The 24,933-nt window shown below is 51.7% G+C and carries 25 protein-coding genes; 7 read left to right on the forward strand and 18 right to left on the reverse strand.

Going from position 1 to position 24,933, the window contains the following annotated elements:
- Positions 1-116 precede the first annotated feature (116 nt).
- Complete coding sequence (locus LDO05_RS17610) at positions 117-566, forward strand: hypothetical protein (protein ID WP_251376609.1); 450 nt, start codon at positions 117-119, stop codon at positions 564-566.
- Positions 567-935: 369 nt separating this feature from the next.
- Here the strand turns inward: LDO05_RS17610 and LDO05_RS17615 are convergent, their stop codons facing one another.
- On the reverse strand, positions 936-1,262 hold the full coding sequence (locus LDO05_RS17615; protein WP_251378774.1) for an MGMT family protein: 327 nt from the start codon (positions 1,260-1,262) through the stop codon (positions 936-938).
- A 176-nt stretch (positions 1,263-1,438) separates the two neighbouring features.
- On the opposite strand from LDO05_RS17615, the gene pepT reads away from it, so the two are divergent.
- Entirely contained in the window at positions 1,439-2,674 is a 1,236-nt protein-coding gene (gene pepT / locus LDO05_RS17620; RefSeq protein WP_251378775.1) for a peptidase T, read from the forward strand.
- A 145-nt stretch (positions 2,675-2,819) separates the two neighbouring features.
- Here the strand turns inward: pepT and LDO05_RS17625 are convergent, their stop codons facing one another.
- The 4 genes from LDO05_RS17625 to LDO05_RS17640 all read right to left on the reverse strand — a co-directional run bounded on the left by LDO05_RS17625 (position 2,820) and on the right by LDO05_RS17640 (position 7,012).
- Positions 2,820-3,359, reverse strand: coding sequence for a DinB family protein (locus LDO05_RS17625; protein ID WP_251376610.1), 540 nt, complete (start codon positions 3,357-3,359; stop codon positions 2,820-2,822).
- A 104-nt stretch (positions 3,360-3,463) separates the two neighbouring features.
- Positions 3,464-4,408: a helix-turn-helix transcriptional regulator gene (locus LDO05_RS17630; RefSeq protein WP_251376611.1), complete on the reverse strand. Its 945-nt coding sequence runs from the start codon at positions 4,406-4,408 to the stop codon at positions 3,464-3,466.
- A gap of 165 nt (positions 4,409-4,573) precedes the next feature.
- The gene (locus LDO05_RS17635; RefSeq protein WP_251376612.1) at positions 4,574-5,608 is read right to left on the reverse strand and encodes an NADH:flavin oxidoreductase/NADH oxidase; all 1,035 of its coding nucleotides are present in this window, start codon (positions 5,606-5,608) and stop codon (positions 4,574-4,576) included.
- A gap of 258 nt (positions 5,609-5,866) precedes the next feature.
- Positions 5,867-7,012: a GGDEF domain-containing protein gene (locus LDO05_RS17640; RefSeq protein ID WP_251376613.1), complete on the reverse strand. Its 1,146-nt coding sequence runs from the start codon at positions 7,010-7,012 to the stop codon at positions 5,867-5,869.
- Between the two features lie 260 nt (positions 7,013-7,272).
- Between LDO05_RS17640 and LDO05_RS17645 the strand changes: the two genes are divergently transcribed.
- Complete coding sequence (locus tag LDO05_RS17645; protein ID WP_251376614.1) at positions 7,273-8,313, forward strand: LLM class flavin-dependent oxidoreductase; 1,041 nt, start codon at positions 7,273-7,275, stop codon at positions 8,311-8,313.
- A gap of 316 nt (positions 8,314-8,629) precedes the next feature.
- On the opposite strand, the gene LDO05_RS17650 is transcribed toward LDO05_RS17645, so the two are convergent.
- From LDO05_RS17650 to LDO05_RS17680, 7 genes are all read right to left on the reverse strand, one after another.
- Positions 8,630-9,007 carry a winged helix-turn-helix transcriptional regulator gene (locus tag LDO05_RS17650; RefSeq protein ID WP_251376615.1) on the reverse strand — a complete coding sequence of 126 codons (378 nt, stop codon included), beginning with the start codon at positions 9,005-9,007 and terminating at the stop codon, positions 8,630-8,632.
- A gap of 237 nt (positions 9,008-9,244) precedes the next feature.
- Positions 9,245-11,098 (reverse strand): zinc ribbon domain-containing protein, encoded by a 1,854-nt coding sequence (locus tag LDO05_RS17655; RefSeq protein ID WP_251376616.1) that lies wholly within the window; start codon positions 11,096-11,098, stop codon positions 9,245-9,247.
- A 140-nt stretch (positions 11,099-11,238) separates the two neighbouring features.
- Positions 11,239-12,075: a zinc ribbon domain-containing protein gene (locus tag LDO05_RS17660; protein WP_251376617.1), complete on the reverse strand. Its 837-nt coding sequence runs from the start codon at positions 12,073-12,075 to the stop codon at positions 11,239-11,241.
- Between the two features lie 211 nt (positions 12,076-12,286).
- Positions 12,287-12,814, reverse strand: coding sequence for a hypothetical protein (locus LDO05_RS17665; RefSeq protein WP_251376618.1), 528 nt, complete (start codon positions 12,812-12,814; stop codon positions 12,287-12,289).
- A gap of 103 nt (positions 12,815-12,917) precedes the next feature.
- Positions 12,918-13,979, reverse strand: coding sequence for a Delta(5) desaturase DesA (gene desA, locus LDO05_RS17670; protein ID WP_251376619.1), 1,062 nt, complete (start codon positions 13,977-13,979; stop codon positions 12,918-12,920).
- A 93-nt stretch (positions 13,980-14,072) separates the two neighbouring features.
- Positions 14,073-15,683: a phospholipase D-like domain-containing protein gene (locus LDO05_RS17675; protein WP_251376620.1), complete on the reverse strand. Its 1,611-nt coding sequence runs from the start codon at positions 15,681-15,683 to the stop codon at positions 14,073-14,075.
- A gap of 218 nt (positions 15,684-15,901) precedes the next feature.
- Positions 15,902-16,243 carry a hypothetical protein gene (locus LDO05_RS17680; RefSeq protein ID WP_251376621.1) on the reverse strand — a complete coding sequence of 114 codons (342 nt, stop codon included), beginning with the start codon at positions 16,241-16,243 and terminating at the stop codon, positions 15,902-15,904.
- Positions 16,244-16,437: 194 nt separating this feature from the next.
- Here LDO05_RS17680 and LDO05_RS17685 point away from each other — a divergent pair, with 194 nt between their 5' ends.
- Positions 16,438-17,379, forward strand: coding sequence for a TRM11 family SAM-dependent methyltransferase (locus tag LDO05_RS17685; RefSeq protein WP_251376622.1), 942 nt, complete (start codon positions 16,438-16,440; stop codon positions 17,377-17,379).
- Here the strand turns inward: LDO05_RS17685 and LDO05_RS17690 are convergent.
- Positions 17,363-18,040, reverse strand: a complete 678-nt coding sequence (locus tag LDO05_RS17690; protein ID WP_251376623.1) for a L,D-transpeptidase family protein — start codon at positions 18,038-18,040, stop codon at positions 17,363-17,365. The genes LDO05_RS17685 and LDO05_RS17690 overlap by 17 nt on opposite strands.
- 275 nt (positions 18,041-18,315) lie before the next feature.
- Here LDO05_RS17690 and LDO05_RS17695 point away from each other — a divergent pair, with 275 nt between their 5' ends.
- Both LDO05_RS17695 and LDO05_RS17700 read left to right on the forward strand, forming a co-directional pair.
- Positions 18,316-18,669 (forward strand): DUF4181 domain-containing protein, encoded by a 354-nt coding sequence (locus LDO05_RS17695; RefSeq protein WP_251376624.1) that lies wholly within the window; start codon positions 18,316-18,318, stop codon positions 18,667-18,669.
- A gap of 122 nt (positions 18,670-18,791) precedes the next feature.
- The gene (locus LDO05_RS17700) at positions 18,792-19,139 is read left to right on the forward strand and encodes a VOC family protein (RefSeq protein WP_251376625.1); all 348 of its coding nucleotides are present in this window, start codon (positions 18,792-18,794) and stop codon (positions 19,137-19,139) included.
- Positions 19,140-19,324: 185 nt separating this feature from the next.
- Here the strand turns inward: LDO05_RS17700 and LDO05_RS17705 are convergent, their stop codons facing one another.
- Positions 19,325-20,773 (reverse strand): DEAD/DEAH box helicase, encoded by a 1,449-nt coding sequence (locus tag LDO05_RS17705; protein ID WP_251376626.1) that lies wholly within the window; start codon positions 20,771-20,773, stop codon positions 19,325-19,327.
- A gap of 212 nt (positions 20,774-20,985) precedes the next feature.
- Between LDO05_RS17705 and LDO05_RS17710 the strand changes: the two genes are divergently transcribed.
- Positions 20,986-21,351 (forward strand): DUF948 domain-containing protein, encoded by a 366-nt coding sequence (locus LDO05_RS17710; protein WP_251376627.1) that lies wholly within the window; start codon positions 20,986-20,988, stop codon positions 21,349-21,351.
- Between the two features lie 107 nt (positions 21,352-21,458).
- Here LDO05_RS17710 and LDO05_RS17715 read toward each other — a convergent pair whose 3' ends face one another.
- The 4 genes from LDO05_RS17715 to greA all read right to left on the reverse strand — a co-directional run bounded on the left by LDO05_RS17715 (position 21,459) and on the right by greA (position 24,901).
- Positions 21,459-22,448 carry a sigma-70 family RNA polymerase sigma factor gene (locus LDO05_RS17715; RefSeq protein WP_251376628.1) on the reverse strand — a complete coding sequence of 330 codons (990 nt, stop codon included), beginning with the start codon at positions 22,446-22,448 and terminating at the stop codon, positions 21,459-21,461.
- Positions 22,449-22,587: 139 nt separating this feature from the next.
- Positions 22,588-23,034, reverse strand: a complete 447-nt coding sequence (locus LDO05_RS17720; RefSeq protein ID WP_251378776.1) for a carboxymuconolactone decarboxylase family protein — start codon at positions 23,032-23,034, stop codon at positions 22,588-22,590.
- 87 nt (positions 23,035-23,121) lie between these two features.
- A complete protein-coding gene (locus LDO05_RS17725; RefSeq protein ID WP_251376629.1) occupies positions 23,122-24,231 on the reverse strand; it encodes an MBL fold metallo-hydrolase in 1,110 nt (369 codons plus the stop codon).
- A gap of 193 nt (positions 24,232-24,424) precedes the next feature.
- The gene (greA, locus tag LDO05_RS17730; protein WP_251376630.1) at positions 24,425-24,901 is read right to left on the reverse strand and encodes a transcription elongation factor GreA; all 477 of its coding nucleotides are present in this window, start codon (positions 24,899-24,901) and stop codon (positions 24,425-24,427) included.
- Positions 24,902-24,933 lie beyond the last annotated feature (32 nt).

Below are 24,933 nucleotides of genomic sequence, written 5' to 3' on the forward strand. Positions count from 1 at the left end.
AAAGCGTGTAACTTTTACCCGGGTCATCCGTAATATACACCAAGAGTGAATTGTCGTACCTAAGCCAGCGATCCTGCCTGTACATACAACCAACCCCGAAAAGAGGTTATACCTAGATGCATCCGAAACGAATTATTATTAGTGGAACCATTGCTGTAGTCGTCACGATAAGCACGGGCCTGCATAGTGAAAGAATATATGCCAGTCCGCTTGTTAAGCTGATTAGCGTCAACGTGGATAAGATGAAGCCGGGACTCAAGAAGAGTGAGCATCAAGCCCCGAGCCTGGCTGTTCTGACGGCGGGAGACCCGCTGCATACGGCGCTCGGCACCTCATCTGACGAGGAGCTGTATCAGGCCGTATACAGCGGCCAATCGCTCGCACAGATTGCCAGCGCCAACCAAGGTGATGTTCAGCAGGTTATTGATCTGCAGCTGGCCGAGCTGACACAGCAGCTGAATGAGCGGCTTGCGGCTGGCAGCTTGACTCATGAGCAGTATGAGGCCCAGAAGGCTGAACTGCCGGCCATTGTGGCAAGCAGCGTGTATGGTCAGCGGTACAGCTAGAATCTTGTTCTTTTGCAAGGCCGGCGGCTAAGCAAGCAAGAATCCCCAGTCCGGAGCGGGCTGGGGATTCTTGCTGTATCCGTAAGTTCTCAGAGTCCTCTGAGGACTCCACTCAACATGCCGCACCATCCACGACATTACTACGTTAAATGCTTTAAGGTTCGGTCTTCGGGGCTTCGGGGCTCTGGGCTCTGGGCTCTGGGCTCTGGGTTCTGGGTTCTGGGTTCTGGGTTCTGCGTTCGGAGTTCGGTCTTCTATGTACTGTGTCGGGTTTCTGTGTCCGGTGTGCTATCTCCAGATGGTACAGGTTCGCAGTTCCGGATTGCCAAATTCCCCTCTTCCCGCTCTTTTAACCGCAGAATCATAACACTACCCTTCTTCACATGCCTGCTCCATATCCCATTGGTATACGGCCAGATCTACCCGATTGCCTGGCAGCAGCTCCACTCCCTCACTCTCAAGCAGCAGCATCTGAAGCGACTTCGATTCGTCCTCTTTCAGAGCGATCTCTCCCTGTTTGTTGACCACCCTGTGCCAGGGCAGCTGATGGGGACCGCTCATGGAATGCAGAAGACGCACCACCTGTCTGGCCGCCCGCGGCGAACCCGCACAGGCTGCAATTTGGCCATACGTCATCACTTTACCTTCTGGGATGGCTTGAATGACCCGGACAACCCGGGCCGTAAATGGAGTCATAGGATTCACCCGGTTTCTGTATTAGAATAAAAGATGCCTAATTGGAATGGTAGCCCATTTCCAGGACAAAAACCACCTCAACAGATGCCCCGGGTTGATAACTTAAATGGCCTTGACTATCCTAAAGAGTAAGTATGACCCCAAACTTGTGACTGGAGATGAAGGGAATGAAGCAGATGAAAGACGAGATTATTGAACGGTTCACCTCCTATGTGAAAGTAGATACTCAATCAAATGAGGACCATGAGTCCTGCCCGTCCACGCCTGGACAGCTGACTCTCGCCCATATGCTGGTTGAAGAGCTGAAATCCATCGGCATGGCCGAAGTAACTATAGATGAGAATGGTTATGTTATGGCCACTCTTCCGTCCAACACCGGGAAGAAGGTACCCGTCATCGGGTTCCTGGCTCATGTGGACACCGCCACTGACTTCACGGGAGCAGGCGTGAATCCGCAGATCAGAGACCATTATGACGGCGGAGATATCCTCCTGAACGATCAGCTGAATGTGGTCCTCTCTCCGAAGGAATACCCCCAGCTGTCCAATTACATCGGACATACCCTGATTACCACGGATGGAACTACCCTGCTCGGAGCCGATGACAAAGCCGGGATTGCGGAGATTATGACCGCGATGGCATATCTGATTCAGCATCCGGAGATTAAGCATGGAACGATCCGGGTGGCTTTTACCCCTGATGAAGAGATTGGACGGGGCCCTCACCGCTTCGATGTCGGCGCCTTTAACGCGACCTATGCCTATACCATGGATGGCGGCCCGCTGGGGGAGCTGGAGTATGAGAGCTTTAATGCGGCGGCGGCCAAGGTTACCTTCAAAGGCAACAACATTCACCCGGGTACCGCCAAAGGGAAGATGATCAACTCTGCCAAAATCGCGATGGAGTTCAACCGCCGGCTGCCTGCCAGCGAAGCGCCCGAGTTCACGGAGGGCTACGAAGGCTTTTACCACCTGCTGTCCATACATGGCGACGTGGAATCCACAACCTTGTCCTACATCATTCGCGACTTTGACCGCGTGAAGTTCGAGGAGCGCAAAGCGATGATTCAGATGCTGGTGGAGGAATTCCGCCAGACGTATGGGATTGATGGCGTTCTGCTGGACATGAACGACCAGTACTACAATATGAGAGAGAGAATCGAGCCTGTCAAAGAGGTGGTCGACATAGCCTATCAAGCTATGATGAATCTCGGCATCCAGCCGGATGTCAAGCCGATCCGGGGCGGAACCGACGGTTCCCAGCTGTCCTATATGGGTCTGCCTACCCCGAATATATTCACAGGCGGAGAGAATTATCATGGCAAGTTCGAGTTCGTCTCGGTTGACAATATGATCCAGGCTGTTAAGGTGATCGTTGAGATTGCACAGCTCTTTGAGCAAAAGGAAGCCTAGGTCCATCCATAACCAGCCGCGGCTCGATTGATCCCCCGCTAGTTATGCCAGCTCCGCCCGGGTTAATCCCGAACAGCAATAAGCCGCCGGATAACCGGCGGCTTATTGCTGCTATCGTCCAGACTTCTGCCCTCCGAGTTCGGGCTCAAGCACCCAGCGCTTGCAGCAATCGCTCCTCCTGAAGCAGATGATGCCGATAATGCATCTCGGTGAGAGCGAACCACTCCAGCGCGGTCAGAGCCCCCAGCCTTGGATGCACCGCTCTATGCTCCTCCGCAGATTCATTTACCCGGGCCTCAAGCTCTTCCATCTTCGCCGCTGCCTGGTGAAGGCCCGCGACGAGCTGCTCCTTGCTCTCCGGCTGAGCAGGCGTATACTGAGGGGAAGGAGGGACCTGGACTCTGACAGGCGGGAAGCCCCCGAGTTCAAAGATCTTGGTTCCTGCCTCCGTTTTGGCTGGCTCCTCGAATGGGTCCCCATTTCCCGATAGACAACGCTCCGCATTCTTCAGCTGCATATGCAGAGCGGTCCCGATCAGGTGCATATACATCTGCCCCAGTGACCATCCGCCTTCTGACGGTACCTGCTGAAGCTGCTGCAGACTGAGACGCTCAACATTCTCCAGATAGTGGCTTGTTAGCTGCTTCAAATCCTGCACGATGACTGATGTCTTCTTTATATTCATAAATTACATGCTCCCTTCTATGTAAAAGATCACCCGGACTAAGATTCCATAACCCGGTTATCTTCCTGATCTAAATATAACCCACCCCTCCTGACAGCATTATGTCAGTAGTGTTCCAGTATCTTCTTAGCTTCCTCGCGGACACGCTCTCTCAGCACTGCCGGCTCCAACACGTTCATGTTCGCTCCATAACTCATAATCCAGGAGAGGACATCCTCCGGCTTTCGTACGCGCAGAGTCAGGAGCAGCCGATCCTCCTGCTCCTCTATACGGTCCAGATAGAAATTGCCGGTATCCTTGAGATGATCCGCAATCGCGAGGCTGGCCTGCACGATAACCACCTGATTCCGGTCATCGGGAGGCGAGTAAGCCTGAAGATCAAAGTCATCCGGCAGATGGAACTTCTCGTCCAGCAGGGTCAGATCTGTAATCCGGGAGACTCTGAAGTGCCGGATCTCACGCCTGAGCTCACAATAGCCAAGCAGCATCCACTTGCCTTGAACCAGCATCAGCCCGTAAGGCAAGACAATCCGGTCGCTCCGCTGTTCACCGTGGGTTCCTGGAGCTATGCGGATATATCGGAGGCGAACCTTCCGCTGCTGCAGAACAGCGAGACGGAGCTTCCCAAGTGACGCATATTCCCCGGTCGCATCCTCCCGGGATTCCGAGAGCAGCCGAATCGTTGCTCTTACCTTCCCGGCTTCAGTACGTATATTCTCCGGGAGAATAGCCTCAATCTTTCTTCGTGAAGTCTCAGCACAACTGCCATATCTATCATCGAAGTACCGTCCTATGAAATCTGTTCCGATGAGGAGAGCTACCGCCTCCTCGGACGTGAAGCTCACTGGAGGCAGGAAATACCCCTCCATCAGCGAATAGCCCGTGCCCGGCGCGCCGACTACGGGCACTCCTGCCTCACTAAGCGCCTGCATATCCCGGTAGATCGTCCGGACGCTCGTCTCAAATTCAGCGGCCAGATCTTCTGCCCGCAGGCTTTTTCTGGACTGAAGTGTAAGCACAATGGCTAACAGGCGATCTGTTCTGTTCACTCCCATCCCCCCTTCATAGAAATGATCGTTCAACTTATCTAGAGGGATTCTACCACAAAAGGGATCAACAGGGCTCGCCCGCCTGAGATCTATATCCTCCGGTATACACAAGGACCCTCTATGCCCGTTCTGGCACAGAGGGTCCTTATATATAGATAACTGAGCTTAGTACGCGCGTGTGTACGGCTCAGGAATATGACGGTCGTGATCGCCCCGCTGCTTCGCTACGGCTGCGTGGGTCGCCCAATAAGGATCACGGAGCAAGCCTCTCGCAATGGCTATGAGATCCGCATCCTCGTTGCCCACCACATATTCAGCCAGTGCAGGATCTTCAAGCATCCCTACCGCAATAACCGGCACCTTCAGCGCATCCCGGATCTGCCGTGCGAACGCGACCTGGTATCCTGGGTAATTGCCCGGCTTCCTTGCTCCGGCAGGGCCCTCTCCACCTGAACTCACATGGATAAGGTCTACTCCCGCCGCCGTATAGGCCTTTGACAGCTCAATCGCATGGTCAATGTCATAACCTCCATCGGCATACTCCACCGCAGAGATTCTGAAGATCAGAGGCATCCCGGCAGGCATCTCTTTCTTGACAGCCTGAATGACCTCGACTCCGAATCTTGAAAGTTCCTGACCATAGATATCCTCCCGCTTGTTCGTAAGGGGCGATTGAAATTGGTGGATCAGATATCCATGCGCACCATGCAGCTCAATCGTGTCCACCCCGGCCTTCACCGCGCGGCGTGCCGCATCTGCGAATAGCTGTACACGTTCCTGTACCTCGCTCGTTGTCAGTGCGCGAGGCATTGTGTACTCATCTCCCGGGAACTTGATGGCTGAAGGAGCCACGGGCTCCGCTGCATCCTCCGCCTTGCGGCCCGCATGGGCAATCTGGATTCCCACTTTGGCGCCATTGTCGTGAATACCTTGAACGATGCGGGCAAATGCCGGAATGTGTTCATCCGACCAGATGCCGAGATCATAATCTGTGATTCGGCCATCCGGCTCCACATCCGTCATTTCAATAATGATCAGGCCCGTCCCTCCCACAGCCCGGGTTACATAGTGGACATAATGCCAATCATTCGGAATCCCGTCCTTAGCCGTCACAGAGTACTGGCACATCGGCGCCATTACAATCCGGTTCTTAAGCTGCAGATCCTTGATGCTATACGGGGTAAATAGTGAAGTTGTCATTGGCTGTCTCCTTTATCTAATAAAGATTGAGTAACACACAATCCAGTATAGGATTATGTTACACATTCATTCTAATAGTTACGTTTATTATTCATCATTACATACCCTGATACAAGTACGTACATATTTGTAACTAAGTATAATAAGTATACTTAATAGTTAATCTCCGCATTTACTAATGTAACCTCAATTCCCAAAAATCAATCAAGGACTTCAATCAACTCTAAATACAAGAAAAAAGCCAGGAGACTACAGCTCCTAGCTTGATTTGCTGCAAACGATCCGGTTGCGTCCGCCCCGCTTGGCCTCATATAGAGCCTGATCACTAAGCAGATACAACCGGTTAACCCGTGTATCCGCAGTGGCCCGAACCGTTACAAGCCCCATACTTACTGTGAATTTCAGCGAAAAGCCTGTTAAGCGGGATCGGCTGATACTTGTACGCAGCTGCTCGGCTATCTTCTCAGCTTCAATCCCTTGGTGACCCGGGAGAAGAATGGCGAACTCATCACCGCCGTAGCGTCCAAGGAAGCCCCTGGTTCCCAGGTTGTCCTGTACAAGCTTGCTCATGTACTTCAGCACCTGGTCTCCCACGTCATGCCCATAGGTATCATTAATGGTCTTGTACTCATCGATGTCGAACAATATGAAGGATACAGGCTCACTTTTACCGGCTAACTGCTTAATTTCGGCCTCCGCCTGCTGGATGAACGTTCTCCGGTTAAGCACCTCGGTGAGATCATCGTAGCTTGCAAGACGGATCAGACTATCATCCGCCCGCTCCTTGGAGAGCAGAATGAATCCCGTATTACCGAGAATCATAATGAAATATAGAGAGATGAACTGAAGATTCTGGTAGATGCCCGGATAGAACAGGCTCATCATCCCGAACCTGTCTATCGTCATCACCGCCCTACCCACCAGCGACAGGGCTACAACTCCATAGAACCAGCCCATCATTCTCATCAGCGTGGAGGCTGAACGCTTCGTAATCATTCCATAGGCGGGATATACAATCAGCGCCGATGTGCAGAGCGAAGCATACACTATGCGGACATTCTCATGATTATAGAAGTAGTAAATTCCCGTAAATCCCACAATATACAGGAGCGTCAACCAGAAATAGAATTTCTTCACTCTCCTGCTGAATGCGCCCTGAACCAGGAGCAGGGCAATCGCCTCGAAGGCGGAGCCCACAAACAAAATGGAATTCATCAGCGGAATCGACACGCCACCCGGGAGAAAATTCCGGAAGATCAGCGTGCCCCAGGCAAGGGACTGCAGGCATCGGGAGACAAAGAACCAGTTCACCGCGATATCCTTCATATGCTTATGACGGTATGCGCTGACCAGGATCACAGTAAATAAATTACCAATTACAATAGAGATAAATACGGTTGTCATGTCCAGATTAAACTTCATGCCTGCTTATTCACCATCTTCTAATTATAATCTGGCACTTCTCGGCTAATTATAGCAAAGGGAGTCAAGTTATGTATATTCGTTCCATTCATTGGTCCTCAATATTTCAATACTGCGGAGGTTATACCTGAGCCACGCGGCTTAAAGTGGGCCGCAGCGGCCGATATGGTTATAATATAAGAGGAGCCGGGGCTCAGCCACCGCAAATGTCAAGGCTCGTTACAGATAAGGAGGAGCTATATATGCCTATAGAACAACAAGACTCTTCTTCACCCCAGGATAGCGTCCGCTTATCCATACTGGATCTGGCCCCCATTACGGCTACGGGAACGCCAGCGGATTCATTCCGTCATTCATTAGATCTTGCGCAGCATGCCGAGAAGTGGGGCTACCACCGCTACTGGCTCGCTGAACATCACAATATGCCGGGTATAGCCAGCTCTGCCACATCCTTGGTCATCAGCCATGTTGCGGCTGGCACGAAGACGATTCGTGTCGGATCAGGCGGCATTATGCTGCCGAACCATGCGCCGCTCGTGATTGCCGAGCAATTCGGCACACTCGAGTCGCTGTATCCCGGCCGGATTGATCTTGGCCTGGGGAGAGCGCCAGGGTCCGACCAGCCGGCTTCCCGCGCCCTGCGGCGCGGCGCCGCGAGCGATGGCCAGGACTTCCCGGAACGTCTGGCCGAGCTGCGGGCTTACTTCAACCCAGCCTTGGGCTCAGGCACGGGCCTCGTTCGGGCCATACCCGGCGAAGGAATGAATATTCCGATCTGGCTTCTTGGCTCCAGCGGATTCAGCGCACAGCTTGCGGGACAGCTCGGTCTGCCGTTTGCTTTTGCCAGCCACTTCGCCCCGGATTATCTGCTGCCTGCCCTGGATCTCTACCGCAGGAACTTCCAGCCATCAGAGCATCTAAGTGAGCCCTATGTCATGGTGGGTCTGAATGCGATAGCCGCCGACACGGAGCGGGAAGCCCACTTCCTGGCTACATCACAGCAGCAGCAGTTCCTTAATCTGATCCGCGGCCGCACCGGCCCGCTGAATCCGCCGGTAGAAGACATGGAACAGCTGTGGAGCTCCCATGAGAAGGCGATCATCCAGGACAAGCTCCGCTATACCGTAGTAGGTACAAGAGAGACCATCCGTACCCGTCTGGACCGCATTATTCAGGAGACTGGAGCGAATGAGCTCATTGTGGCTGCTCAAGTATACGAGCATACAGCCCGGCTCAGATCCTTCGAGCTTGTTGCAGAAGCGATGCAGTTGAAAGAAGTGTAATCCATGAGGGGTGTCCCTATAAGGTTCCTGGAACCGGGACACCCCTTATTTGCGGTAACTGCTGGCTTGGCACAGCTATTCTCGGCGCCATGCTGCCCTATCTGTCTGTATCGATGATTTGCCTGCTGCCTAATAATCAGCTCTGTAAGTGACTTGCCTAACCGCGCCGCAGACTACACATTCCCGTTACGGACTAGCTAACACTCCTGCGGCTAACAAGGCTTAACCTTTGTTACAGGCCAGACTTCAGCCCGCTACAGACTATCCAGCCATACTGCACCCTGGCTCGCTCTGTTACAGACGACCCTTCTGCCCGCTACACACTAGCTTGCGGCTCCTCTTCGCTTGACGTCTTCGTCCTATAAGTCTCGCCCCACTGCTTCATACTCAAAATAATGGGCTCCAGTGTGCGTCCGAAATCGGTAAGCGAATACTCCACCTTGGGAGGCACCTGATGGTAGACCTCGCGGTGAACAATGCCGTCATGTTCAAGCTCTCTGAGCTGCAGGGTCAGCATACGCTGCGTGATATCCGGACATATTTTGCGGAATTCATTGAACCGCTTGGTCCCGTCAATCAAATGATACAGCAGCACGCCCTTCCATTTGCCGCCAATTACATCCAGTGTATATTCAACAGGACAGCCCTCCTTGTTAGGACAGGTCTCCCCATAACCAGTCTTACGGCTTCTCATACGAATCATCCTCTCTTACAGTATACAAAGTGATACTACATAACATAAACATGCGTACTCACATCTATGCTTGTTATCCCATATAAGCATACCAAAATCAATGTTAAAGAAAGGAATGACTCTTAGGCCGCAAATGAAGGACCATCCGCCTAACCTATAATGACATCAATAAGCCCCTGCCTGTCGCTAGCTTACAGGCAGGAGCCTCAGTCCATGCTCATGCAGGTGCAGCGCCGCTTATTGCTCTTTGGTGCTGATTAATTTATGCAGCTTCAAGGAGCCGTCTATGACGACCAGCTTATACACCGATTTGAACTTCTTATACTTGCTCTTACCGTCACTGTAGTTAATATTGTATTCCTCCGCTGTCGTTACCTCATAACTTTTGCTGTCCGCACTGGCCTTGAAGCTGGTTACGGTCTGAGCGAGCAGATCTTCTGTAATGCCCTTCTCGTTCAGATGGTCGATATAGCTTGAAGACTCTCTATAGGCAGGACCTGCGGGGTCTATGTAAGCAGCAACTACAGAGAAATTGCGGTCGTTAATCGCATAGACAGCGGTAGTCAAATAATCACTCATGAAGGACTCAATGGCTGAGGAATCCGCTTGTTCAGGAGCGTTCACCGAGGATACCGCTGAGCCGCTGGTATACATCTGCGGAGCTTTCTCCTTGATCTCCTTTACATTCTCATCACTGAAGCTGTAGGTCTGTACCTCGGAGTCCACCAGCCAGGCCTTCTTGGACGTATCATAAGTCAGAACGAACCGCTCATCACGGGTAGCCTCCACCGGAACCGGAACCTCCCCTTCGTAGAAGGTATCTTCGTTATACATACCTTGGGCGAGTACCGATGCATACCATTTCCCATTGTCGCGAGACAGGCTGAATGAGTTCATATCAAACCGGGTTCCCAGATACTTGCCTTTATAATAATTGCCGGATACTATGTTGTACTGAATGGTCGAGAGTTCATTCTCTGTATAGCTCTGTGTAGCTTGGGTAAATGCCGCAGCATCCCCGGTTGTGGAAGCCTTGAGCTTCTCCCCTGAATGCTTGGTAATCACCTTCATAAGGCCGCTCTCAAATTCACTGTTCGCCGCCAGGTTGACCTCTACATAACGTCCATCAATGGTGACTTCTTCCGTTCTCATCTTGCCCCATGGGTACTCCCCCTCGATAGCAAGCTTCACCGAGCCGTCTGTCATCACCGGTCCGAATGAAGATTGTTCGAATGGATCCAGACCCACATCCTTGCCATTAATGATCAGACTGCCTTTCAAGCCGGACTCCGCCCCGAGGCCTGTAGAGATCGTGACATCCTCTCCCTGAAGCTCAAGATTCTCCGAATACTCGCTGCCGGAGCCGAACAGATCCACCTCCTCTGACTTCACCAGATCCACGAAATCCGTCTTAAGTCTGGCCTCCAGCTTATATGTTCCCGGAACATATGGACCTACTGTCTTCTCATAGTACTCCTTGTCCGACTTGGCAACTTCCTTACTGTCTACCAGAAGACTCACGTCTTTGTAGTTCGTGCCAAGCTTCAGATATACCGGATTTACATTCAGCTCATAATTGTTATAGATCAGCAGCTTCCTGCCTTCCTTCTCAAGGCTGATGGCACCGGAGGAATAGGCCTCGTCTGGCTGCTTCGCCTGGGCTTTGAGTTCCTGAATCAGACGGCTTTGCTCGTCCGGGTGCTTCGCCAAGTAAGCCATCAGGCTCTTGACTGAAGTCTCGTTAATCACCAGCTGCTTGTCATTTGAGGTTAGAAGCGATGCTGCCTTCTTGCCGTCTTTCGCTTGAAGGGCTAATTCGAGGCGGCTGACCAGTCTCTCTTTGGAGAGGAGATACTCCCCCGTCTTGTAGCCGGCAATCAGCACAATGATAAGTGCTGCCGCCGAGATCAGAGTCCATTTCGTTCTCTTCGTCATCGGCTTGGACGGAGTCGGCTCGCTTGCCGGCATCGTACTGCGCTGGAGCTGGGCTGAAGCCGAATCCTCCCGCAACTCACCCGCCCGGGTACCACATTCCTTACAGAAAGCTGCATTCTCTTGAAGCGTTGATCCACATTCTTTGCAAAAAGCCATTGCTGTACTCCCCCACTAAAAACACCTCCACGACCCCGATTACTGGAGTGATGGAGGTGATCTGATTATTTATTGTTGATACGAAATGAGCTTAACAAGTCTACAGCTTCATTCACCTTCAATAACGAATTAAGATTGCCTTAGAAGAACATGCTGCCTGGAACAATATCATCAAGAATATTCACAATCGCTTTGCCGATGATATCCAGCGTAATGAACGTGGCAATATAGGTAAGCAGAACACCATAGACGGCATCCAGACCTCTGGCGTCTTGCTTGACCCAGCTGGTGATCACAAGCGGCGGCGCAATGAACACAAGTCCAAGGAATGCTCCAACCAGGAAAATGCCGAAAATCTCAATCTGCAGAATGGACAATACAAAAGCGATGCCCATGAGGCCCAGGAAAGGAACCAGCATGGCGCCGAACCTTGCGATCACATCACGATAACCCGCATGCACCTTGGCAAGTCTGACGGCGCAGTAACAGAAAGTAGCTATAAGTAGGATAAGAATAACCAGCGAAAGTGCCGGCTTAACTACAATATCAAGAAACGGACTCTCCGTGAGATAGTTCCTCGCTCTGGCGCCAAGAGTGAAATAGACCATTAAAGGGGCAATCAGACTAAGCAGCACCATCGTAATAATTCCATTTACCAGCTGATCCCCGCCAATACTGTGAGAGGCAGAGAAAGGTCTCTTAAGAATTCCCCCGAAATAGTTGAAGTAGCTTCTCGATACCTTCTTCGCATTCTGTAAATAGACATTCGGTTGAGCCGAAGGCTGTCCGCTACCCGGATATCCTGTCTGCTGAGGCGGTGTATGATACACAGGCTCCTGCTGCTGCGTATAGTCAGGCTGTACCGGAGACTGACCGGCAGTCTCGGACGTTGCAGCGACCTCTACCGGAAGCTTAGCCCCGCAACTCTCGCAGAATTTGCCGCCTTCATTGTAGTGATTACAATTAGTACAATGCATTGAATTTGTTCCTCCTACTTATGTATGTCCTAGTTATATAGGTCTTTTTATCTATGAATCTTTCATTATTATGATATAACTTATTGGATTAATCAACCATAATTTCTCTGATGCGTTAAAGGAAACCACTGTCTTTTCTACACAGAGGTATACGCAAAAAAAGCGGCCCTTCTCCGGTTATATCCCAGAGAAAGACCACTTCAGCTCTCATTTAAATCGTAAGAGTGTCCTCTTCCCAATGTATGAACTCATCCGGGTGCTTCCGGATATAGGCGGCAATCCGCCCTACTGCCCCCGGCACAGCATCCTGGTATTTCTCCTCCAGACGTTCGATGGACGCGAGCAGCTTCGGATGCTGGTGCAGATGATCTCTCGACAAATCGAACTCTTCCAGCTTCCTTGGATGTCCCGTGTCCACAAGCACCTTCTCCGTAGACTCCAGAATATCCAGAAGCTCCTCTTCTCCGAAGTACCTGAGGCTGGCCTTCAGTGCGGTCCAGCGCTTCTCGGTCGCCAAGAAGTACGCACTCCACCAATAGAACTCGGTTAAAGATTCGACCGCATGCAAGTAATGCGTCCGGAATACAAATAAAGCCTGCTGTCCCCGGGTAAGCTGACCGAACAAGGAATTCAAGTCATCTCCCAGTGTCTGTACCTCTTTGTACCTTCGAATCAGTGGATCAAAGCACGCTTGCCCAAGCTCATCATCACCCAGCAACTGGAACGTTCGCCTGTTCATATGGATCAATAGAATAAGAATCACTCCTTCGGAATGATTATATAATACATCCACTGGAATAATCCATAATTTAGCAAATTATCAAGTGATTATAAAGCGGTCTTTACAGGGTGTCCTGCCGGGCCCGCTTAAGCTCATGCTTCTCTACGACCGAGGATATTTTGTCATGCACCGCCTTGCGTTTCATATCCCGGAACCCGATGAATTTCTTCTTCTGTTCACTCCAGATCCGGAACCGGAGCGACTTCAGGCTTGTTAACAGCGTAATTGTCTGCACCTTCTGAAGCTGCGGGTTCTGATTGTGAACCTTCTCCAGGTAGTAGTTAGGCACCCTTGAGCTCAGATGGTGGATATGGTGAAAGCCGATATTGCCGGTGATCCAGTGCAGCAGCCTTGGCAGCTTATAGAATGAGCTTCCATGCATCGCCGCTTGAACATAGTCCCAATCATCTTCAGGCTCGAAGTAGCTGTCTTCAAATTGATGCTGAACATAGAACAGCCAAATGCCGGCTACACCCGAGACGAAGAAAATAGGCAGCTGGACGAGAAGGAAGGCCTGCCAGCCAATAGCCCACACAAGCAGACCAACCGCTGCGGCAATTCCCAAATTGGTGATATAGGTATTCATGCGCTCCTTAGGCTTGGCGCCTTTGCGGTTAAAGCGGTAGATAATCAGAAAAACATATACGGGACCGATGGTGAACATCACCAGCGGGTTGCGGTACACCCGGTAATAGAATCTGCGAAGCGGGGATAAGGACAGATATTCCTCTTCCGTCAGAGTCCAAATATCGCCGATCCCCCGCCGGTCGAGATTGCCATTGGTGGCATGGTGGACCGAGTGACTGTAACGCCACTGCTGGTAAGGGCACAGAGTCAGAATTCCTGTCAGCGTGCCAAGGACCTCATTAGCCGTACGGCTTTTGAAGAAGGAATGATGACAGCAATCATGGAAGATGATGAAGGTGCGAACCAGAAATCCCCCGGCTACAATGGCTAGAGGCAGTGTAATCAGATAAGAGACGGACAGGCTCAGATAGGCCAGATACCACAGTACAAAAAAGGGAACGAAAGTATTAATCATCTGCAGAGTACTACGCCGCAGCTCAGGCTTCTCGTAAGGAGCAACCTGCTTGCGCCATCCACCCTGTTCCTTGTTAAACATGTTGATGCTTATCCCTCTTTCTTGGAAGCTAAATTTTATAGATATTGCTATTACGTACTACGTCAAGGCTGCCGGAAAGGTTTCAACATAGTCTCAAGTAAAATATTCCGTAATCTTATTAAAGTAGGTGCTCGGATGCAGGTAAGGGTGCTTGAAGAAAGCCTTGTCGTCCGCCACCTGCTCCGACACGCTGAGGTCATACCCAATGATCCCGCGGACCTTGTCGGCAAAGGATGCGCTCTTGACAAGGATGCCCAGTTCAAAATCGTGGCATGCGCTTCGCTCATTTATATTATAAGAGCCGTGGAACACACAATGGGCTCTGGCATCATACGTGATTTTCCAGTGGGAGAAGCGGCCTGTCTTGCTGTAGTCATAGTAGGATACCCCTTTGTGAAAAGGGGCGTACATATGGCTCTGTACCGCGGCCTTGTTGGTCGGATGATCGTTCACGTTCAGCGGGTTGCATATTATGATGTGCCTGGCCTGCTCCTCCTCCAGACTCTCCAGTGTCTCCCAGAACGCATTGTCAATCAAATAGGGGTTCACAATGATGGTCTCATCGCCCGCATATTTAAGCAGGTCCAGATAATACTGCTGAATGAGATTCACCGGGTTCCCCGGAAAGCTGGCGAACAGGGTACACTGCTCCTCACCAAAGCGGCGGTCCATCTCCGGATAGTAGAAATCATCCGCCGGATCGAACACATCCCCGCCCAGCACCGTCCACTGGAATACAAAGATCTGGTTGAGTGAATAAGCCGCGGCCCCCCGGATGCGAAAGCAGCCGTCGTGCCATTCATCCTCCTTGGCCGGATATCCAAGCTTGGTGCCCTCAATCCGGGTCTTCGGGTCTCCTTCGGACACGACCGGAGTCTCGAACAGATATTGATCCCCTACATTAATGCTTCCCACAATAGACGTAACTCCGTCGATCACAAGGAACTTGCGGTGATTAATCACGTTCAGCCCCGTTGTTACCTGCTCCTGTACATAATCCTGAAGGAACAGACCGTGCTCCGGCACCCCGGCGGCGGCAAGCTCCTTTCTCTTGCTCTCCCAATCCACGTTGTTGTAACTGGTTGTAAAAGTATTGATAAGCTGACAGCCCGCGGCTTCCAGCTGCTCAGCCAGACTGCCGAAGTCACCATACTTCAGGTTGCTGTTATATCCTACGGCAGTAATGCCGTAATCCACCATAACTCTTACGACAACTCCTCTAGCCCGCGCGTCCAGCAGGGCCTGAACCACCTTGTTACCAGCGTGATCATTGAAGAAGAGCATCACCGACAGGTGGATATACCGCTCCGCCTGGTTAATCTCCTCCAGCAGAACCTGCAGGCAGTCAGGGCCGTTGACATAGGCATCAACTTTATTGTTCTCTGTGGTTCCTGGGAGCAGGGCGCTCAGTCTTCCCAGATCAAGCTGGCACACCAGGTAAGCCAGCTGCTCCAGAAGCTCTATAGATAAGCCGGGCAGCCCCTTCAGCTGCACAGCTGAGGTGAAGAACCCGCCAAGCTCCTGCCGGTAACGGGCCGCAGCCTCGAACGAGATATGGGTATCCGCGAATACTTTTGCCAGCTCCGCTCCTTCTATAACCTTCTCAACCGGGCCATGTGACAAATAGTAGTTCATGAAATTGATCATTCCGTCTTGAAGCTCCTGATCCCATTGATCCATGGATACAACCCCGCCATGCTTCATTAGTGAATCCACTCCCTATACATTCGTCATCTTGCTAATATATTAAACACAACTTGCTTATTATGACCCCCGGACAGACAGCACAAAGAGACCACGCTGTACAAGTCTTGTGACTCTAGGGCGTAGTCTTCTTGAATGCTGGTGCCTTTTATGCTCTCCACTGAAACCGAAGACCGTCTCCAGCTTAGGTTAAGAGTCAGGATGATGACACTGATTGCTTACTTCCCTCTCAGAAAAGCCGCCGCGAACTCGATCGCCTGCACGACCTCCTTCACGAACTGGGCGTTCTCCTTCTCCCAGTTGGCGGGATTGTCCATCTCATACTCCTCCACCCAGTCCTTAAGCTGTGCCGCAGCCTCCTGTCGCTGGGCCGGCTTTGCAGCTCCGCCTTTGCCGCGCAGGGCCTGTGCCGCGAACTGCATCGCTTTGCAGCTGTCTTTGACGAAGCCATACTCATCCCTGTCCCAAGCCTTGGGATTGTTCATATCATAGAAGGAGATCCATTTCTCCAGCAGCCCGGCTGCTTTCACAGGATCCATTTTTGCGCCTGATTGTGCCATTTTCACGTAACTCCATTCTTTTTGTCATATAATAGTTAGGATGCGGATTGAATTTCTGTATTTCCTTCTAGTGTACCACCCCGGCGGGGGAGAATTCGTGTTTTGCTGCATTTTTATGGCCGGGTCATTTGAAAAGCAAGCTGGTTTATGTATTATACTTGATGCATTCATTTAAGAAGCGAAGGAGATTTCAATTGAATACAACTGAATTCATATACACTTATGCCTATCCTGAGGAAGAAGTCTCATTATGTCACCTGGAGATGCGGGCCCTCTTCGGGTTCGTGCCGGAGACCAGCCTGCTGAAGAGCACCACCAGGATTGATCCCAGCCGCAGTCCCTTCATTCGGGAACGGATCGATGTGATGTACGAGGGGGACAAGCTTGAGGATATACTCAGCCAAGTGGAGCAGATTGAACTGAATGGAGATACATTCAAGGTCATCTTCGTGAAGACGAACGACCTCATCGGCGATGATCGAATCGAGTATGATGAGCGCCGTGCCATCGAAAGAGAGATGGGGATGCACATTGAAGGTGAAGCGGACGTGAACAAGCCTGACCACTGGTTCGGCCTGGTGGCCATGGGCGGACGCTGGTATTTTGGCCGCTACCAGAAGAGCACCGCCGTATGGCTTCATCATATGAAGAAGCCGCGCAGCTATTCGATCGCGCTTAGCACGCGGGTAGCCCGGGCCGCGGCGAACATCGCCGTTCCGAGGCCCGAAGGCATTCGGGCCATCGATCCCTGCTGCGGCATTGGAACCGTTATGATCGAAGCCCTGTCCATGGGCATTAACATTATCGGCCGGGATATTAATCCGCATATCGCCCGCGGCGCGCGGGAGAACATCGCTCACTTTGGCTACGATGCGCCGGTAACCCTGGGTGATATTGCAGAGGTCACAGAGCACTATGATGTGGCTATTGTCGATATGCCGTACAATCATTTCTCCAAGGCCAGCTCAGAGACCCAGCGATCCATTCTGAAGCACGCCCGGCGGATTGCAGACAGAGTGGTCATCATCAGCGTCGAGTCGATGAATGAGATGATTGCAGAGACCGGACTAACCGAGCTCGACAGGGGGATTGTCCGCAAAGCGGGCTTCACCCGGCAGATTATTGTCTGCGGGTAATGGTGATCACCGGGGACTGCTTCGGATCAAGCTTGCCCATTAGCTTAAGGAGATTCCCCTCCGACATCGCCACACAGCCGGCGGTCGGCTTGTCTTGGCTTCGCCAAATGTGCATGAAGATAGCGCTGCCTTTACCCTTCACAATCGGGTTGTCGTTGTACCGGATTACCACAGCGTACTTGTACTGCGGGATATACAGCCGCTCGAACGACTTCCACCTCGAAGCCGGGTTGCCTGCGTAATGAACCCACTTGTTATAATCCGCTGATGCAGCGTCATCGACCCAGTAGTCCTGCTTGCCAGCCAAGGCATAGGTCAGCTTCAACCCTGCCGGCTTCGCTGCCGTACCAAAGGCGTGCCCGATCGGGAAGGTGCCTGTCGGCGTCTTCCCGTCACCTTCGCGCAGCTTGCCTATTCCGTTCTTGCCTAGAACCACCGGGATTCCGCTAAGCGTGGTTTTCCATTCGCCGTTAAGCTTCTCACGCAGTGACAAGGTTCCCTTGAAGGAGGAACCACGGGCTGCCTCGACCACAATAATCTGACCTCCGGAGGCCTCCTTGCGAACAGGAGGTATCTTCCCAGGCGCGCTCTCCGCCGATACTCCGGTGCATATCACCAACATAGCCGCGATTATCAGAAGTATGCATCTTAACCCTCTCATCCGTAATCCCCCTCCAAGGTACCTATTGTACCGAGCTTCTCATAGGCTCATTACCCTTATTTAACGACAGAATTCCGGGCTTTTCTAGACAAAATTTAGGGAATGTGGCGGATGGAAAAGATTTTTGGCGGGGCAGCAGGTTCACAAATGTCCAGTCATGGGGAAAGCTCCAGCCAAACTTCCTATTTGAATTAACAAGCTGGCAAGGGCTACACCAGGTTACATATTATGGTAGTATAGTTTTTAACAGAATAGTGTCCAAGGAGGGAGCCGGAATGGAGAAGGCCGGAACGGTGATCATCATTATAATTCTCTCTATTTCACAGTATCTTCTAAGAAGATGGATTGTGGGAGCGGAAGCGAAAGATGAGCTGCCCCGCGCGGGCAAGCGAGTTGACCTATGGGGCAAGGTTATTCTGCTCCTTATTGCGATGATCTGGGCTGTTAATTTGATTGTTGAAGATAGACTGACGGACGATATTTTCAAATGGTTCATGATTGCAATCATAGTCCTTGCAACTGGCTTTCAGGCCTTTGTAGACTGGAAGTATAGGAAGAGCTCCAAAGAATATATAGTTTCACTTATTGTGTTAGTTATGGGTGTAGTCTTAGTCTGTCTTCTTCTCTAGTTAGTGGAAGGGTCGAACCTATGGAGTGATTTGAATTTGTATTTCGATTTGGATTTGGGTTTCAAATATCTAATGGGAGCGGAAGTAGCTAATAATTTGATGATAGTTAGGAGCTAACTACGATGATAAAAGGCTTTGGAGGCGTTTTCTGGAGAACCAGGAATCTCGAGGCTACTAAAAAATGGTACAGCGATGTATTGAAGCTTGAAATCGAAGATTGGAATGGCACTGTGATTAAGCCCCACTCGGCCAATGAGACGATCTTGTCCTTCTTCACGGAGAATGACAACTACTTTCCAGCAGAACAACAAGTGATGTTGAACTTTCAAGTCTATAATCTGGACGAGGTGATCAAGCATCTTGAACAAATAGAAGTACCTCTTGCCAAGCAGCAAGAGACTAGTGATTACGGCAAGTTCATATGGATTAAGGATCCCGATGGCAGGCTGGTCGAGCTGTGGGAGAAATAACATAGAAACTTTACCTCAATCCTAATCGAAAGCAAGCAAAGGCGTTAGCACATGAAAATGATAAAAAGGGCAGCTCAAGGACTTATTTCATCAGTCCAAGGCTGCCCTGCTTCATTACTTGAGCCCGCAATACGTCTAACCACTGGATACCAGCTGCTACTTGGCATCCACTCTCCGCGTACCCGCTACTTATTTGCCTTATGCACCTTCAGCTGCTTGCCCTTAATCGTGGTATTCTTCATGACCTGAAGCACGTGTGGTCCCTTGCCATTAAGAATCTCCACATAGCTTACATTATCCTGGATGGTAATGATGCCGATATCCTCCGCAGTTACACCTTCGATCCGGGCTAGAGTGCCCACGAAGTCCACGGCTCTAAGCTTCTTCTTTTTGCCGCCATTGAAGTAGAGCTTCATAATCTCCTTGTTGATCTCTTCACTCTTCTCTTTCTTAAGGGCGGTCCGGGAATAGATCTTCTGTTCAAAAGCCTCCATCGCCCCGCTCACTTCCTCCTCGGAAGGAGCCTCCGTCCGCGGAATTTCAAATCCGATATACTGCTCGATCTCGGCCAAATACTTGTCCTCTCGCGGGGTCATCAGCGTAATGGCCTGCCCGGTGCGTCCCGCCCGGCCTGTCCGGCCCGTCCGGTGGACATAGCTCTCCTTGTCCATGGGGATATCGTAGTTGATGACATGCGTGATGTTCTCAATATCGATCCCGCGCGCGGCTACATCTGTGGCAACCAGATAGCGGAATTGCCCCCGGCGGAACGCATTCATGACCTCGAACCGGTCCTCCTGCATCATGCCTCCATGAATCCGGTCACATGGATACTCCGCATCGGCAAGCTGGCGGAATACCTGATTCACCAGCTCTTGAGTCCGGCAGAAGATCATACAGCTGTCCGGGTTCCTTGTAATCAGGAGGTTCTGGAGCACCTGCGGCTTGTCCGCTTCCGTGACCTCGATAAGAGAATGCTCAATCTGATTCGTTGTAATGCCGCCCGTCCCTTGAATTTCAATATAGTCCGGCTCATTCATATATTTGCGGCTCAGATTGTCGACATCCTCTGGCAGCGTAGCTGACAGCAATACGGTGACCCGCTCCGCCGGCAGGGTCTGAATAATCGCTTCCACCTGATCAATGAAGCCCATATTCAGCATTTCGTCCGCTTCGTCAATCACAAGATATCTTAGGCGTCCAAGCGGAAGAGACCCCCGCTCAATATGATCCAGCACGCGCCCTGGAGTGCCTACCACAACGTGATTCTTCTGCTTCAGCTCCAGCTTCTGTACCGCGTAGGGATGTCTCCCATATACAGCCGCCGCCTTCACCCGCTTGAAGCGGCCTATGTTCGTAATGTCTTCCTTGACCTGAACAGCAAGCTCACGGGTCGGGGTGAGGACGAGCGCCTGCGGCTTGTTCTCGTTCCAGTCCACAAGCTCACACAGCGGGATAGCATATGCGGCAGTCTTGCCGCTTCCCGTCTGTGACTTCACCACAATATCCCTGTCTGCGAGCAGCAGGGGGATCACCTGACTCTGCACATCGGTGGGACGGTCGTACCCCAGGCCCTCCAGGGCGCGGACAATCTCTTCACTTAAGCTGGCTTCTGCAAAATGTTCTATGTTCATCGCTGCAACCTCTTTTATCATCAGTTATGTTCGCTGGTAACCTAAGCTAAATGCCGCTCAGCAGCTATTAAGCTTATTCTAGCACAGTCCCGCGGGCTCCCGCCTACCCGTAAGCTGCCGCTGCCGGTCTATACGCCATAGGGTCTTCTAAGTTTAGCAGAGCATATTTCATATCCTTGTACATATGGTAATTACAGAGGAGGAGATGTCCTATGACTATTCAGCTTAGTGTGACGTTGATCGCGGTGGCTTTTGCCGCTCTTGCTGCCTTCGGCATTCTGACCCTGCGCAAGACCATGACTTCTCTTGATGAGACGAACAAGACGCTCGGCGAGGTCCGAAATGCGGTTCACGGCTTGACGAGAGAAGCACAGACCCTGATTCATAATGCCAATCAAGTCACTATGGATGTGAAGGGCAAGATGAAGGCGGTCGATCCGATTGTTGAATCCGCGCATGATGTGGGTGAAGTGCTGCATCATGTTACAAGCTCGGTTAAGCAGGCAACCTCGGCCACCCTACAGAAGGTGGATGAGCAGCGTGCTCACGGGCACAAGGTGAATGTGAAGGTGAAATGACACACCCTCACAGATGAAGACGACAACAATTCATAGCTGATTCATCGCACCAACAGGCTGCCCCATTGTCAGGGCAGCCTGTTGGTATTTCCGTATCCGCTTAGCGTCTACTGGCCGTCACCGCAGTAAATATGGCCTAGTTTGTCCGGATTCAGCACTATGAATACCCGCTGGATCCGGTCCCCTTCAGGTGACAGCTGTGCGGTGATCACCGCTTTTACCGTGTGCTCCGCGTGGTAGATCAGACACAGCTCCCCATTCATCGTCACCTGACGTATATCCCAGATACGCAGCTTCTTGAAGGCCCGTTGTGATGAGAGTAGAGCCACAACCCGCTCCCTGCTGATAATCGGATTGATTGCGGACCGCACCCGGCCGCCGCCATCCGTGATCAGGACCGCATCCTGCGTAAGCAGAGTTAACATCTCGCCTATATCATAATGCTGGATAGCAGCCGCGAATCTGTTCATAAGCGTAGCCCGGCTGCCGGGAGAGGTGGCAGGCGGTACCGGACAGGAAGCCTCCGGGCTAAGGTTCTGCTTAGCCCGGCTCAGGATTTTACGGCAAGCTGCCTCTGACTTCCCTACTGCTTCGGCAATCAGCTCATACTCATATTCGAACACTTCCCTGAGCAGGAAGACCGCCCGCTCGGCCGGCGTCAGCCTCTCGAGCATGACTAATAGCGCATAGGACAAGTTATCTGCACGTTCCGCCGCCTCATAGGGTCCATCAACCTGCACGCCATAGGTATCCGGCAGCGGTTCGGGCAGCCACTCACCGACATAGGTCTCCCGTCTCCGGGATGCGGACTGCATGAGATTAAGACATCGGTTCGTAATGGATTTGGCGATATACGCCTTCACATCCCGAATGCCCGACAAGGGCCTTCCGTGCATCTCCGAGAACCAGTCCTGAACGATATCCTCCGCGTCCGTAATGGATCCCAGCATCCGGTAAGCCACTGTGAGGGCATATCGGCGATAAGTCCGGTACAGCTGTTCCAGATCAGGCGGACTCTCAACGAGCTCGGGAACTCTTCGGCCTTCATTGCCGCTCATATGCGCAAAATTAACCGCATCCGCACCCCTATTAGTCATGTTCTCACTCCCATCAGGTATGGAATCCAGAAGGGAGCCTGTCAGGATTCCCTAATCTATCTGGTCCGTCTTCCTATACTATTCTTCCTGCTCCAATCTTCTGGCCAGCTTACTGCTCAGGCCCTTCCGTATCCGCGATTCAGTCAAAACATCCCGGGTACATCCCGGTGGAAATAGCTATCCGATTCCAGCTGCAGATCGCATTCACCGCCATCACCAGATCGATATACTCCTTCTCGCTAAAGTGCTCCCGAACCCGCTCATAGACATCCTGCGGCACACCCGCTTCCGATATCCGGGTGACGTATTCTGTCAGCTCAAGCGCCGCCTTCTCTTTATCCGAATAGGTCGGCATCTCCTTCCATACACTCAGCATCAAGGCCCGTTCCACCGGCTCCCCAAGCTGTAGCAAATCTTTCACGTGGTAATCGATACAGTATGCGCAGCCGTTAATCTGAGAAGCGCGGATCTTGATCAGCTCATACAGGACCTTATCGACCCCGCTGCCACTCACCGCCTGCTCAAATGCCAGCATAGCCTCCAGCATGGATGAATTGACCTTCCGATAATTAAATCTTACACTCATCATTGTCGCCTCCTTAAGTTACCATCATTAAGAAGACAGAGTACCCCTTAAGTTTGTGACAAGGATGAGAAAATAATTTCAGCCGGATCATTCCGCTTCCCGCCACCAGGCGGTCCCAATATGCTCCTGCTGCCCTCCGACTCTGACCGTCTCTCCGATTCGGGGAGTGATAATCTTCACTTCCCGCCTGGCGGCTTCACTTCGTGCACGCTCCACCGGCTCCGTCCATGGATGCAGAGCCAGCGTGAAGGCTGCCCAGTGAATGGGCATCATCACAGCGCCGCGCACATCCAGATGAGCCTGCACCGTCTCTTCAGGCATCATATGAATGCTCGCCCAGCGCTGATCGTACTGTCCACATTCCATCAGGGTCAGATCGAAGGGTCCATACTCGGTGCCAATTTCGGCAAAATGAGGGCCATACCCGCTGTCCCCGCTATAAAAGATTCTGGCCTGCTGCCCATGGAGAACCCATGAGCACCAGAGTGTTGTATTACGGGTCAGGCTGCGGCCCGAGAAGTGACGGGCAGGTGTACACGCCAGCCTGATTCCTTCAAAATCAGTCTCCTCCCACCAGTCCAGTTCCTCAATTCTCTCGGGACTGATTCCCCACCGCTCCAGATGCGCGGACACGCCAAGCGGCACGAAGAATCTGCGCACCTTATTCCTGAGCTTCAGTATGGTGGCATAATCCAGATGATCATAGTGATCATGAGACAGAATGACGGCATCCAGCTCCGGAAAATCCTCAGCCTCACAAGGAAGCTTATTGCTGTACCGCTTACCGCCTGCAATAGACGTGGGTGACGGAGATCTTCCGAGCATAGGGTCAAGAAAGATCCGCTTCCCATCCAGCTCCAGGAGCAGCGCAGAATGTCCGAACCAGGTGACTCTGGGCTCGGAAGCCGGCTGGGCTGCGGGTGAGTACGATACGACATTCAGCGGGTGCCGCGGTCTTCGTCCGGGTCCCCCTGCGATCATATCGTACAGAATGGACAGGTTCGCGCTAAGACTGCTGCTCACCGAAGTCTCCAGTTGATTCACGAATCTGCCCGCGGCCCGGTTCTTAGAGCGGTGGATATGCTCCCGTGATGATTGAGAGGGACGCCCCCCAAAGACCGGATGCAGCAGAATATACAGATAGACCATCATCGTTAAGATTAATAACCCAGAGACCACGTAGATCCAAGCGGGCATTCAAGATGACTCCTTTACTATAAAATTCCGAGTTGTTATATTCTGGATAGGTGCCTGTGAATCAATCATAATACTATGCAGTACCAATGCCAAATGGGAAACGCCAAGATGGTGTCAAGACTCTACCCTTGAAATCACAAACAGCTCCATCTCGGCTAAATTTAGCTGATGAAGCTGTTCTAGAACTCTATGTTTAGGCCAAGCCTTTAATCTCAAGCAGTTCGTATTCGATTCTTCCCATTGGGGCTTCCACACTGATCTTGTCTCCAACGGATTTCCCCATGAGCGCAGCGCCCAGCGGGCTCTCGTAAGAGATTCTGTTCTCGGCAACATCCGCCTCTGCGGGGCCTACGATTCTATATTCGATCCGTTCGGCGAATTCCAAGTCATTGAGAATGACCACGGAGCCGACCTGAACGACGGAATTGTCGACATGGTCTACAATACGTGCATTTTTCAGCATCTTCTCAATGGTAAGCACTCTCGTCTCCATAAAGGATTGATCATTCTTAGCCGAATGGTACTCACTGTTCTCCTTGAGGTCCCCGTAGCTAATTGCCGTCTTAAGGCGCTCTGCGAGCTCTCTGCGTTTGACTGTAGTCAGCTCTTCGAGTTCCCGTTCAAGCTGGGCATAGCCCTCGCGTGTCATAATAACTTCGTCTTTAGACATTTCGTACCTCCTGTATAGATTCAACTAATACT

This window comes from Paenibacillus sp. YPG26, assembly GCF_023704175.1.
In the GTDB taxonomy this organism is placed as follows: Bacteria; Bacillota; Bacilli; order Paenibacillales; family Paenibacillaceae; genus Fontibacillus.